Annotated in this window: 12 protein-coding genes; 8 read left to right on the top strand and 4 right to left on the bottom strand. The window is 35.7% G+C overall.

Features of this window, described 5'->3' with window-relative positions:
* Nucleotides 1–212: 212 nt before the first annotated feature.
* The 5 genes from F6K22_RS13280 to F6K22_RS13260 all read left to right on the top strand — a co-directional run bounded on the left by F6K22_RS13280 (nucleotide 213) and on the right by F6K22_RS13260 (nucleotide 6,499).
* Nucleotides 213–3,185, top strand: a complete 2,973-nt coding sequence (locus F6K22_RS13280; protein ID WP_293098213.1) for a tetratricopeptide repeat protein — start codon at nucleotides 213–215, stop codon at nucleotides 3,183–3,185.
* 116 nt (nucleotides 3,186–3,301) lie between these two features.
* Nucleotides 3,302–3,949, top strand: coding sequence for a tetratricopeptide repeat protein (locus tag F6K22_RS13275; protein ID WP_293098210.1), 648 nt, complete (start codon nucleotides 3,302–3,304; stop codon nucleotides 3,947–3,949).
* Between the two features lie 132 nt (nucleotides 3,950–4,081).
* Complete coding sequence (locus tag F6K22_RS13270) at nucleotides 4,082–4,738, top strand: sulfotransferase domain-containing protein (RefSeq protein WP_293098207.1); 657 nt, start codon at nucleotides 4,082–4,084, stop codon at nucleotides 4,736–4,738.
* Nucleotides 4,739–4,924: 186 nt separating this feature from the next.
* Nucleotides 4,925–5,194 (top strand): hypothetical protein, encoded by a 270-nt coding sequence (locus tag F6K22_RS13265; protein ID WP_293098205.1) that lies wholly within the window; start codon nucleotides 4,925–4,927, stop codon nucleotides 5,192–5,194.
* 48 nt (nucleotides 5,195–5,242) lie between these two features.
* Complete coding sequence (locus F6K22_RS13260; protein ID WP_293098202.1) at nucleotides 5,243–6,499, top strand: glycosyltransferase family 61 protein; 1,257 nt, start codon at nucleotides 5,243–5,245, stop codon at nucleotides 6,497–6,499.
* Nucleotides 6,500–6,703: 204 nt separating this feature from the next.
* Here the strand turns inward: F6K22_RS13260 and F6K22_RS13255 are convergent, their stop codons facing one another.
* Together F6K22_RS13255 and F6K22_RS13250 are read right to left on the bottom strand one after the other, a co-directional pair.
* Entirely contained in the window at nucleotides 6,704–7,255 is a 552-nt protein-coding gene (locus tag F6K22_RS13255; protein WP_293098199.1) for a hypothetical protein, read from the bottom strand.
* Nucleotides 7,256–7,266: 11 nt separating this feature from the next.
* Nucleotides 7,267–8,247, bottom strand: coding sequence for a glycosyltransferase (locus tag F6K22_RS13250; protein WP_293098150.1), 981 nt, complete (start codon nucleotides 8,245–8,247; stop codon nucleotides 7,267–7,269).
* Nucleotides 8,248–8,722: 475 nt separating this feature from the next.
* On the opposite strand from F6K22_RS13250, the gene F6K22_RS13245 reads away from it, so the two are divergent.
* Together F6K22_RS13245 and F6K22_RS13240 are read left to right on the top strand one after the other, a co-directional pair.
* Nucleotides 8,723–8,950 carry a hypothetical protein gene (locus F6K22_RS13245; protein ID WP_293098147.1) on the top strand — a complete coding sequence of 76 codons (228 nt, stop codon included), beginning with the start codon at nucleotides 8,723–8,725 and terminating at the stop codon, nucleotides 8,948–8,950.
* A 2-nt stretch (nucleotides 8,951–8,952) separates the two neighbouring features.
* Nucleotides 8,953–10,395, top strand: coding sequence for a sodium:solute symporter family protein (locus tag F6K22_RS13240; RefSeq protein WP_293098145.1), 1,443 nt, complete (start codon nucleotides 8,953–8,955; stop codon nucleotides 10,393–10,395).
* Between the two features lie 424 nt (nucleotides 10,396–10,819).
* On the opposite strand, the gene F6K22_RS13235 is transcribed toward F6K22_RS13240, so the two are convergent.
* Nucleotides 10,820–11,650 (bottom strand): class I SAM-dependent methyltransferase, encoded by an 831-nt coding sequence (locus F6K22_RS13235; protein ID WP_293098142.1) that lies wholly within the window; start codon nucleotides 11,648–11,650, stop codon nucleotides 10,820–10,822.
* A gap of 155 nt (nucleotides 11,651–11,805) precedes the next feature.
* Nucleotides 11,806–12,714, bottom strand: a complete 909-nt coding sequence (locus F6K22_RS13230) for a LysR family transcriptional regulator (RefSeq protein ID WP_293098140.1) — start codon at nucleotides 12,712–12,714, stop codon at nucleotides 11,806–11,808.
* Between the two features lie 182 nt (nucleotides 12,715–12,896).
* Between F6K22_RS13230 and F6K22_RS13225 the strand changes: the two genes are divergently transcribed.
* Nucleotides 12,897–13,409 (top strand): DUF4437 domain-containing protein (locus F6K22_RS13225; protein WP_293098137.1); only part of this gene is annotated, 513 nt, incomplete at its 3' end.

The following is a 13,409-nucleotide window of genomic DNA, read 5'->3' as shown; positions in this document are numbered from 1 at the left end:
CAAGCTAAAGCATTAAGGGACGATCAATGGTATTAGGGAGCAAGTTAAAACATAAATTTTGATATTTCAATTGCAGGAATTAATAATTGCTCTTAACTCGATATAATTATTTTTATCCCTTCCTTTTTGCCTATTGCCTATTCCCTATTCCCTGGGCGAAGCGCTATCTGTATTTTGATGACTAAAAAATATCGTAATTAAATTAATTTACTATGCTAATAGACAAAAAAATTGATACAAAAACTCAAACTATGCAAGAGTCTAAGTCTGCCAAAACCAACTATAGCTTAGGGCAAAGTTTGGCTAAACTAGAAAAATTAGAAGAAGCTATTACTTGTTACCGTACAGCTATTGAAATCGATCCATACTTTACAGAAGCTTACTACTCTTTAGCCAATATTTTAGTTAAACAAAACCAACCAGAAGCAGCAATAACCCTATATAAAAAAGCAATTCGAATTCAACCTAATCTCTGGAAAGCTCATCATAACTTAGCTAACTTACTACAAGAAATAGGAGACTTAGAAGCAGCAGTAAACATATATAATCAGTCAATCAAACTCAACCCAAAATTTTCTTGGTCTTATCATAATTTAGGAGAAACATTAGTAAAACAAGAAAAATGGTTAGAGGCAATTTCAGCTTATCGCCAAGCAATACAATTAAACTCAAATTCTCCTTGGTCTTATTTTAACTTAGCAGAAATATTCGTAAAAGTAGGACAGTTTTTTGAAGCGATCGCCGCCTATAAAAGCGCCATAAGACTACAACCAGATTTACCGAAAGCTTATGAAAAATTAGGAGATGCTTTACAACAAGAAATGGAGCGTAATGCAGCAGAAGCAGTTAATTCTTATAGACAAGCAATACAGCAGAATCCAGATGATATAGAACTATATCATAAAGCTTTAGAAATTAAACCCAACGACTCAGAATTATATTTGCAATTATGTCAGACATTAGTCAGACAAAATGAATTAGACGAGGCAATTATTTTTTATCAAATGGGATTACAAGCTCAGTCAAACAACCCAGATATATCGGCACAGTTTGACTTAATGGAGTTAGGAAATTCCTGTGTTAAAAAAGGCGAATTAAAAGCAGCTATTTTCTTTTATCAAGAAGCACTTAATCACAATCGAGATAATGACTTAATTTCCTGGCAATTACAAAATACAAGAGCTATGAAAAATCGGGAATTTGCCTACCCCGTAGAAATGGCAGAATATCTACACCTTCTACAACCACAACCACTAACTCTAAACACCAGCGACCAACCAATTATTTCCATAATTATTCCTGTTTATAACCAAATTTTACATACCTACAATTGTTTAAGATCCTTAGTAGCAACCTTAGATGATTCTCTACCATTTGAGGTAATTGTCATGGACGACCACTCCAAAGATAATACTCAAGAAGTGCTAAGTAAAATATCTGGAATCAAATCAGTATTTAACGAACAAAACTTAGGCTTTATTGGCTCATGTAACCGAGGAGCAGAACTAGCCAAAGGTGAATATTTAATATTCCTAAATAATGATACAGTCGTCATGCCCAACTGCTTCCAGGAAATGCTAGAAACCTTCAAAAAAATACCAAAAGTAGGATTAGTTGGAGCTAAATTCTTATATCCCAATGGAAAACTTCAAGAAGCAGGTGGAATTATTTGGCAAGATGGTTCCGCATGGAATTATGGCAGATTAGACCATCCCAATAAACCAGAATATTGTTATTTACGAGAAGTAGATTATTGCTCTGGTGCTGGAATAATGATTCCCACCAAACTATGGAGACAAATAGGAGGTTTTGATACTCGTTATAAACCAGCTTATTATGAAGATACTGACCTGGCATTTGAAGTAAGAAAAGCTGGATATAAAGTTCTATATCAACCCCTAGCTAAAATTGTTCATTTTGAAGGAATATCTTCAGGAACAGATGTCACTAAAGGAGTCAAAAAATATCAGGTAGTTAATCATCAAAAATTTATTCAAAAATGGCAAAATGTTTTAAAACTTCACCGACCTAACGGAATTGAACCTTATTTAGAAAGAGAAAGACCCGTACAAAAGCGATTATTAATGATAGACGCTTGTATGTTAACACCCGACCAAGACTCAGGTTCAGTAACAGCTTTTAACTTAATTAAAATATTTCAATCCCTTAATTACAAAATAACCTTTGCACCTGATAACTTATTATATGTTGAAAAGTATACAGAAGATTTACAAAGATTAGGAGTCGAGTGTTTATATTGCTCTCATGTAACCTCAATTCAATCTCATTTAGAAACCTATGGTAGTCAATATGATGTTATATATTTAGCCAGACTAGAATTTACAGAAAAACACATAGATAATGTCAGGAAATTCGCGCCCCAAGCAAAAATAATCTACGATACAGTTGATTTACATTATCTCCGAGAGCAAAGAGAAGCAAAACTAAAAAATAGTTTGGAATTATTGGAAAAATCAATAAAAACAAAAGAAAGGGAATTAGTATTAATGGCAAAAGCAGACTGCACATTAGTAGTTAGCATGATGGAAAAACAAATGTTAGAACAAGAAAATTCCCACTTAAAAAATATAGAATTTTTCAATATGCCCAGAGATATATATGGTGCAGAAAAAGAATTTGCAGATAGAAAAAATATCTTATTTATTGGCGGATTCCAACACCCACCAAATGTAGATGCAATGCTTTATTTTGTGCAGGAAGTCTTTCCCTTAGTCAAGCAAAAAATCCATGACATGAAAATTTTTATTATCGGTAGTAAAGCTCCCGAAGAAATTTTGAATTTATCCTCAGATGATGTAATAATCACAGGTCATGTACCTGATATTTCCGAATATTTTCATAACTGTAAACTGTCAGTAGCTCCCTTAAGATATGGAGCAGGAATTAAAGGAAAAATTTTGACAAGTTTTAGCTATGGTTTGCCAGTAGTAGCTACTCCTATAGCAGCAGAAGGAATGGGAATTACTGATGGTTATGATGTTTTAATTGGAGATAATCCAGAAAACTTTGCTCAACAAGTTACGAACTTATACTTAGACAATAAATTGTGGTCAAAAGTATCTCAAAATTCGCTAGATACTATATCAAGCAGATATTCAATGAAAGCTGTAACTAATAAATTTGATGAGCTTTTAAGTAGTCTAGATGTTCTAAAAAACAACTAACATCCGAATAAACAACTAGGTCAAATATTGTAATAATATTGCAACATCCTGAAACAATAATCATCTTGAGAAAACTATATGGAATGACCAAATAGTTATATAGGAAGTCTGAAAAAATGGAAATTAATCAAACAAATTTTCCCATCAAAGGTTCAGTAAAAAAAATCAGTGAAATCATTGGTTTATTTGATGATATGTGGGTAGGGAAAGACCTAAGCTTTACTATCAAAAGCGAATATCCTATCCAAGAAATTGAATTAGAAGGATATCTTTCCGAGCAATTTCCTGAAGGCAACAACATTATATTGAAAGTAGGTAAAGAGACCAAACAAATTAGTAGTCCTGGAAACCAAGTATTTAACTGTTCAATACCTCTAACCCTAGCAGCTTATCAGAAAACCAAAGTTGAAGTCGTAAGTGAAAAAGTATTTAATCCTAAACAGCAAGGATTAGGTGATGACCAAAGAGATTTAGGTTTTATTTTGGTTAACTTTTATATTAAACAGGGAAAAACAGCAGCAGAATATTTGCAAGAGGGGAAAAATTTAGAGAAAAAAGGCGAATTTGAAGCAGCTATTATCTGTTACGAGAAAGCTACTCTCTTAAATCCTAAATTCTCTTGGTCTTACTATCAATTAGGAGAAGCTTTGCTAAAACAAGGAAAATATCAAGAAGCAAAAGCTTATTATCGTAAAGCTGTTGAATTCAATCCTAATTCAACTTTATTTCTCTCTAATTTAGAAGAAGCTATAGCACAAATATAGTGATGGGGGGCAAGTTACTAACTATCTTAAAAAAGTTTCAAAATTTGAGTCATGCGTTCCCCAATTATCTAGTGAATAATTGGGAATTTATCCACACTAATATGATTTTTAACTATCAAAAAAGAGGAAAAAATGATTTGTAATAAAGATGTACTGTTTCTTCATGTACCTAAAACTGGAGGTATGGCTGTAACTGCCAAGTTGTTGGAGATTTTACCAAGACCTGTGTATTACGCTGTTCCCGAAGGTCATCAGGGAAAAATAACAGATCCTAAAGTTAAAATAACTATCGGTAATCGTCATGGAACTTTGAACGAAGCAAAAGAATGGGTTGAAAAGCTAGGAATGACCCTAGAAAGTTTCAAAAAGATTATTGCCTTTGTCCGCAACCCATACGATATGGAAGTTTCTCGCTACTTTTATCTGCAACTTGGCCATCCATGGGATAAAGGTCAAGCTCAGAGCATAGCTTTAGAGGGAAATTTTGAGAAATTTGCAATTGAGAGTCTTTACTTTGGACGCAAATCCTCTGAGATATACAAGTATTTTGTAATTAATGGAGAAGTACCTCAAAACATGACTATCCTCCGCTACGAAAATCTAGAGTCAGAACTAAAAAATTCATTGAGTGAGGTAGGAATAGATTTTGGTGAACCATTGCCCGTTTTAAACCAAACTAAACGCGGTAAATATCAGGAGTACCTAACACCAAAAGCTGAGGAAGGCATATATCAACGTTATCAGTGGTTATTCAACTTTGGTTTTTACCCTCGCTGTCAGAAAGAGTAATTTAGGTTCTCTGCATTTCTTGATACATTCCCTGATAAGCTGAACTTCCCCCCTAAGAAAAACTTCGGAATGACTGCTCAGAGGTAGTTAGAGGCAATTTTTTAACTACCCGTTACTGGGTACAATAACTCTGATGCTTTACCGGTCGAGTGTTCTGAGCAACTGTATCTATGTATATTTTATTATATGACGATGGCTATTCTATTTGCCAATGATGATCAAACAATCATTTTTGATTATGATGCTATCGTGAAAAATCCAGAAAATATCTTACCAAAGATAATGAAATTTATAGGTTTAGAGTATGACCAAAGCCAATTAAATTACGTTTATTTTATCAATATACAACCAGTAACAGAAAAAGTTAACTCTGATAATTTAGAAGATATTGTTGAAAACTATACCGATCTTGCTAACCATCTCAAGAAAACACCTTATGCTACTTATATTCAGTAGCTAATAATTTTCAAAATAAACCTATTCTTAAATGGAGACTTGCTCTTAATGGATACTTACAATAAAGAAATTGAACATTATATTAATCAACTGCTAATTAGACCCGGCTTTGATAAAATATGCTATGATTTGGGGAAAATTTTAGAGCAGTCTGGACAGATGGAGGATGCTCAACTTTGCTATCAGAGACATGTACCAGTTCATCTCATCGAAAAGTATGCTCAATCTAATAAAAGTTGGGGTATACTTAATATTTTATCTCAGAATAGCAACAGTGATCGCGACTTCAGATATGAGATAGCTTATTCAAGAGAACAACTTCCTCTTTTGCCAGCGAAAGGTTTGAGCCAAAATTTGCATCCTAATTTTCAGAAAACGAACGTTTTTGCCAAGAATATGTTAGTGTATTTTTTGCCTAACGGTAGAGGTTGGGCGAATCAGAATGCAAGTGCAGTCTTGACTCAAAGTAATTGTCTTTTGCCAACTCTATCCACAGGAGTTTGTAATACTGTTCCAGCTTCAAATCATCTTCCCAATGTTTATCAGCTAGAAGGTAATGTTGTGTTTCTTTCATCTCGATGGGGAAGTACAGCTTATTTTCACTGGATACTTGATGTTCTTCCTCGTTTTCAACTATTGCGAAAAATAGGGTTTTGCTGGGATGATATCAGTTATTTCGTTTTGCATAACCCTACAACAACCTTTAATCAAGAGGCTTTGAAAATACTGGAGATACCACCAGAAAAAATTATTGATAGTTCCGATCTTCCTCATATTCAAGCAGAACAACTTATTGTACCATCAATTATACGGGAAGGTAGGGCGCAAAATTGGGCGGTTAAATTTCTGAGACAAATTTTCCTCAAAGATTTACAAGATAGTCATCGGAGTGAAAGAGAAAATATATATATCAGTCGTAAATATGCTTCTAGACGTAGAATAGCTAATGAAGAAGAAGTAGTTAATCTTCTGAAAAAATATGGTTTTAGGCAGGTTTTCTTAGAATCAATGTCAGTTATCGAACAAGCATCTTTGCTGTACCATGCTAAAAATATTGTTTCTCCACATGGAGCAGGATTAACAAATATTATTTTTTCTCAGCCTGGAACAAAATTAATCGAGATATTCTCCCCTTACTATGTTAATACTGTGTATTGGCAAATTAGCAATAATTGTAAACTAGACTACTATTATTTAATCGGTGAATATTTCGATAATAAGGATGGCAAAAATCATGGAGCAAAAGATATTCTCGTTGATATAGATTCTTTAAATTCTCTGCTCAAAATTGCTAATCTAACTTGAGAGAATACTCATTTATGTCATTACTTAACTCAGCTTTATGGCGGTTTTCACAAAGGTAGACTATATAGAAAAAAGATATTTCTTTCCAGAGTTGATTTAACTTCTATTACTGTAGTCTATGTGAATGAAAACCGCTATAAAAGCTACATTTCGATTCAAAATGTAGCATAAACTCTCTTCATAAGTATTGCCTAGTACTTAGGTCTATTTCTTTACACTGCTAGATTTAACCACAGTCATCCGTCGCAATAACTGTTGCCACTCCTGATAACTATTCAAATGACGAAACTTAAATCTTTCTCCCTTTTCTGAGGAAAATTCACTCCAACTTTTTACCCAATTAGACACAGTTTTAGTCCGCGACAAAGACGTAAATTTGAGAGACTTCTGTAAACAATTAACCATCTGATTAATATCCCCATTCCGATAAGCATACCAAGCATCCCATACCAAATGCTTATACTCCTTTTCCCTCTGCGAAATATTCTGAGAAGCGATCGCCTCCCTATACCTATATCTATCCAACTCACCCTGAGTCTGATGCAACGCTGACTTAGTTTGCGCTAACTCCCTCTGGGTATGCTCCAAGTGGGATTTCATTTGCTCCAACTCTACTTGCATCTGTTTTCTCAGTAACTCAGACTCTTCAAATTCCGTCTGCATCTGAGATAACTGAGCGTGAGACTGCTCCAACTCCATTAAAAGCTGATAAAACTGAGCATCAGACTGCTCCAATTCCTCTTTCACATCTTCCATACCCATAACCTCTAAAACCTATTCCTAAAATAACTAACCATCTGCTGCCAAGGTTTTGATTGACTCAGACTCAAAGCATCCAACTCATAACCAAACTCGGCACTATATCTACCAAAAGTTTTCACCCAATCTGATATTGTTTTCGTCAAGGAATATGGAGAATAACTCAAAGATTTCTCCAAATATTCCACCATTTCCCCAACATACCCAGTACAATACAACCGCCAAGCAACCCAAACCAGAGTGCGATAACGACAGTCTCTTTCCAAATAGCGCAACCCCACTGGTAAATCAGAGCGGGCAAAAAACTTATCTCTGACTTGCCATGACTCCAGTGCTTGTAGTGGGGTATTCAGGGAATCATTCCGATCGTGTTCCCGATAACAGACTGTCACCTCCTGCACCCAAACTGTTTCGCAACCCATCAGCGCCAAACGTTGCACCAAATCCAAATCTGATGCTTGTTTAAATTCTGTATCCAACCCTCCCACTTTCTCCAACCACTGTCGCCGAAACATCATTGCACTAAAAAGTATTGGCATCCAACGCACCCAATTTTCCAAATCCAAAACGGGTATCTGATGCCAAGGTTTCACATCCTGAATATATTCCCCGTTTTGATTTACCCTGCGCCAACCAGTGTGAATCATTCCCACTTGCGGTTGAGCATCAAAACAACTAACTTGGAGCGCGAGTTTATATGGGAGAAAAAAATCATCATGGTCTAAAAATGCCACAAATTCCCCTTGCGCCATCTCTATTCCACGATTACGAGCTGCTGCTACTCCCTGATTTTCTTGGTAAACATAACGAATATGCTCGCGGTAGGGTTGCAACTTTAAGCGCGTCTCTTGTCGCGAACCATCGTCTATTACTATTAATTCATAGTTAGAGTAAGTTTGATTCAACACACTTTCTACAGCTTGCCCAATATAATCTGGACAATTGTAGACTGGTATAATTACACTAACCCTTGGTTTATCTGTCGTCAATCAAGTCAAACTCCCATGCTTAGAGAATCTCAATTTATGGTTGAGCTTGATTAATTATTAAGCTCTATTTTAAATAGCTACTATGCTCTGAAAAAATCCGGAAATTATCCCAATCTAGATATTAGAATCTGCAAAAAAAATGTAGAGAGTTTCCATAGAAACTCTCTTAAATGTTTAGAAAATGCTTATGTATTGACCAGTTAGTTTGTTAACTATATAATAAACAAGCGATCGCTTGTTTATGCCTCTATGCTTTACCTTTTTCAGCTATGGTTAATTTCTACAGTGATTTTCAGATAAATTAAACACTTGTGGGGACTTTGAATGCAAGGTCTCTTAATATATATGGCAAAATAGCAATATGATAGGGTAGTCCTAACATATTAAGGATAAAGAATATCATAACTATTTACTAACTCCTGTGTTTCTCATTGCCTATTCCCCACTCCCTACTCCCTATTCCCTTCTTCAAGATATGAACAACTTAAACTTTTTCAAATCTCCTTATTTCTGGTGTTTCTGTTTTACCATAATTTTCTTACTTTCCCTAGACTTTTGGTCTTGGAAACAAACAATTTCTTTCTCATTTCTCCATCTCCCACCCTGGGTTTTCTATTTTATTGGTTTGCAAATTATCCTCGCCTGTGCTATTTTGATTTTCTCTCAAACTTTCTGGAAATCTGAAACTGAAGAAGAAAATTAATTATGCTAGAAAAACTAATTCCCTACTTATTTATTGGTGCATATTTACTCTCTACTTTAATCATCGGAATTATTGGTTATCGTAGCCAAAAAAATACACCAGAAGATTACTTTTTAGCAGATAGAAAAATCGGCTCTATAGTTCTATTTTTTACTCTCATTGCTACAAACTTTAGCGCCTTTGCTTTTCTCGGACTTTCTGGTGCTGGTTATCGCATTGGCATAAGTTATTATCCAATGATAGGATTTGGTACTGCCCTAGTCGGAATTACATTTTATTTTATTGGTTATAAAGTGTGGCTTTTCGGCAAAGAAAAAGGTTTAATTACCCCCTCAGAATTAATCGAAAATCGCCTCTCCAGTCAACCACTTAAACTACTTTTTTTAGCCGTGATGGTAATTTTTACCATGCCTTATTTAACTCTACAACCAATCGGTGGCGGCTATATGATAGAAAATTTAACTAATGGGCAAATTCCCTATTTTTTGGGAGCAGCTTTTTTGACTTTCATCATTGTTTTATATGTGTTTGTCGGCGGAATGAAAAGTGTAGCCTTAACCGATGTTTTGCAAGGGATATTAATGTTTATTTTAATGATAGTTGCAGTAATAGCTATCTCCCAAAGTATTGGTGGCATTACTGAAGCGAATCAAACTGTTTATCAAATCAATCCAGAGCTTTTTTCTCGTTCTGGTACGAATAATTTTTTCACTCCCCACAAATGGTTTAGTTATATGTTGCTTTGGGGTTTAAGTGTACCGATGTTTCCCCAAATGTTTATGCGGTTTTATACTCCCAAAACTGCTAATTCTCTCAAACTTTCTGCTAGTTTATATCCATTAATTACTTGCACAATGTTTATTTGTCCCGTCTTAATTGGAATGTGGGGTCATATTAATTTTCCTGATTTAGTCGCAAAAGAAGCAGATAGAATTTTTCCCATGATGTTAGCTGAATATACCTCAAATGGCATTTCTTCATTAGTAATGGTGGGAGCCTTGGCAGCCTTCATGTCAACCCTTGATTCTCAACTTTTAGCATTAAGTACCATGATAACTAGGGATATTTATATTGTTTATATTCGCCCCCAAGCTTCCCTAAAAGAACAAACTTTTGTAGGCAAAATTTTAATCGTTATTTTAGCAATAATTGGTCTAATTTTAGCAGCAAATCCTCCGGCAACAATTGCAGCGATCGCCACTCAAGCTTTTACTGGTTTAGCAGTGTTATTTCCTACAGTTATTGCCGCTTTGTATGGAAAAAATATTTCACCTCTGAGTTGTATAATTTCTATTATTTTTGGTGAGATGGCAGTTATTGGTTTTCAGGTAGGTATTATTCCTAAAAGTCTCGCTTTAGGATTTCTGCCAGTAGTACCGATAGTGGTAATTTGTAGTTTAATTATTGTCATAACATCAGGCATCACTAAATTACCTGAACAGTAGAAAAAGTAGGAAAGTTCCATGGACTCCCCTACAATTAGATTAAATTGATAGGATTATTAAAGTATAATATTATTTAAGCATCAAACCGATCTGTGCTGGCATTTTTTTAGCATAAAAAAGGATCAAACCTTCATCTATAAAATGCTTTTAGAATTAATCAGCAAACCCTATATTAATTTAATCATAAAAATTCGGTAAGTGGGAAATCAGCTTGTTTCCATCCTACCGTGGAAACAACAGGACCGAAAACGTATGGAAATCAGTTTTTCATACCTATTTCCTACTCCCTATACCCTTATTCAATTTGATATCAAATCCGCTTAATTCAGTATAAAAAAATGTTTTATCTTCAGCTATTGCAAAATATGCTCACTTATCTCCCCATCTCCCCACCCTCCCCACACTCCCCACACTCTTTATCTAATTATACCAATGCTACCGGATTTAATTTGACATCAGATTTTTGGGCAATCACTGCTACTGTGGCGTAATAAATAGCCGATGTATTGGGGTCATCTGCAAATAAATAAAAGTTTTCAATGTCAGACTGGGTTGCTTTACTAGTTGCAATATATTTTTGTGCAAGCTGCATTGTAGACATTTTCATCATTTTAGCTATTCCCGATCCTCCAGCAGAAACAGGAGTATCATTTTCTAGGGATAACTTTTGCCAGTCATACTTCTGAAATATCCCTGGCAATTTCCCCCCTAAAGCATAATCCATTCCTTTATCTGCGAACATCTGTTGAATAGCAAGATTAACTCTCTGGAAAGATTGACACATTCTATTCTCTCCCACAATAGCTTTAGCTACAGAAAAATCTGGTTCCTCAATCACTATCCATCCACCAGGTTTGAGCAAATCTAACATCTTTGATAAGGCAACTTCAAAGTCTAGGATATGGATAAGTAGGTAACGTGCATGAATTAAGTCAAAGGATTGATTTTCCAGGGCAAGATGGCGAACATCTGCTTGTAAAACCTCAAGATTAGATGATTGAACATTCGCTGAAAAACGAGTATCTATATCCACTGCAACCACTTTTCCACTTTCTCCAACAATTGTTGCTAACCATTGGGCGATCGATCCTGCTCCTGCTCCCACTTCCAAACATTGCCATTTGTTCGTAATTCCGGTTGTTAAAATTCGTTGGCGAGTTTTGGGGTCAAAAATTTGTTCGATCGCCTGTAGTCGCTCTAATTCTTTAAGATTTTGAGCATCACTAAAAATATACTCTGAGATAGGTGTTGACATCTATAAATTTTCCTTTCTTGTTTTGTTACTTAGTTAGACATTAGTAATTAATAGGGTAACAGAATCCCTTTCCGTTCCCAAATGCTCCGCAAACGCGCACCTTTAATGCTGAGTGCTGAGTGCCGAGTGCTGATTGCTTTTTTAACTTTTGAGTTTTAAAGTTTTAACTTGCGCGTAACGCTATCTATACCTTCTATTAGCTCGATCTTAGATTTCAAAGCTTCGGCAATAAAATCTACAAAAATACTTATTCTAGCCACATGACGAATATCTGGATGAGTAAGTATCCACAAATCTTTGGCTAATTCAGGAATTATCGGATAAACACTTTGTAGATTGGGTTCGCTATTGCCCATATAACAAAACAACAAACCAATTCCCATATCATTAAGCAGTGCATATAATATTCCCATCAGAGTATTGACCTGATATTGAAATTCAAATTGGGGCAATAATTGTTTTAATTTATTACTATACATAATCCTCGCTAAACTTTCTTCTAGACCAATCCAAGTATGTTCGGTAATGTTATCAATTTTCTCATTAGCAAATAAATAATTTTTAGAAGCATAAATAGCGATCGCCGTCCTACCAATTTTACGTCCTACTAAATGTTCTGGTGGGTTATTAGTAGTACGAATAGCGATATCCGCATCTCGTTTCGTCAGATTATACTGCTGATTCGATTCTAAAATCTCTAACTCAATTTCTGGATATTCTCTAATGAAAGCTGCAAAACAAGGAGTTAACAGGTAACGTAGCAAACTTGCGGTAGTTGTCACCCTGATCGATCCTTTAAGTCGTCTATCTTGTCCGCTAATGTGTCGCTCGACAGTTGCAATTTTTTCCTCAATCTCTACTGCATTTTGATACATTTGTTCCCCTGCCAGAGTTAGAACATATTCTGTTGATAACCTCTCAAATACTCTAACACCCAAGCTTTCCTCTAAAGCATTTAACCTACGGAATACAGTTGTGTGATGTACTTTTAGTTGCCGTGCTGCACCTGCAATACTTTTGGCACGAGCAATGGCCAGTATGTAACGTAAATTATCCCATTCCATTGATTTAGTTTTTTATTTGCATTTTTGCAAAAATAGTTTGTACTTTTAGTCATTGTAATTGCAATAAATAGCAGGTAACGTCAAGATGTAAAGGGATTTCAAAGAGCAAAAATTTGAAGTTTTAATAGACTGCTATTTCCTTAAAAAGGATAAAATCATACCAAAACTCACAAACTATTAAAATGAAGAATATAAGAAGGTTCCTATTACTCGTACTTACACTCTTTGTAACTATCTGGGGTAGTCTGCAGTTCACATCCCAAAGTATATCTCCGACACAAGCAACCGAGCCAACCTCCAAGGTTGTCTTGATATCCGAAGTTGAGTGGGGGTTTCTCAACCCCGCCCGTGGCGACCGAGGCCCTAGGGCTGGTAATCTTTGGGGCGATAGAACCACCCCCGGGCCATCAGGCTTTCTTGTAGAGTTTGTGGACGGCTTCTCGTCGCCACCTCACATCCACAATGTCACCTACCGTGGAATGGTCATTAGTGGCACTGTTCACAACGACGATCCTAATGCCGAGGAGATGTGGTTGCCGAAGGGTTCCTTCTGGACGCAGCCAGCCGGGGGAGTGCATATTACCTCTGCTCAGAGCAACAAAAACATGGCGTACATAGAGATTGAGGATGGACCGTATCTCGTCCTTCCTCCTGAGGAGGCGTTTGATAATGGAAAAAGGCCAATCAACGTCGAT

The sequence above is a fragment of the Okeania sp. SIO2F4 genome (assembly GCF_010672385.1).
Taxonomy (GTDB): Bacteria; Cyanobacteriota; Cyanobacteriia; order Cyanobacteriales; family Microcoleaceae; genus Trichodesmium.
The sequence above is the reverse complement of the archived record's forward strand: the minus strand, read 5'-3'. Positions and strand labels throughout refer to the sequence as shown.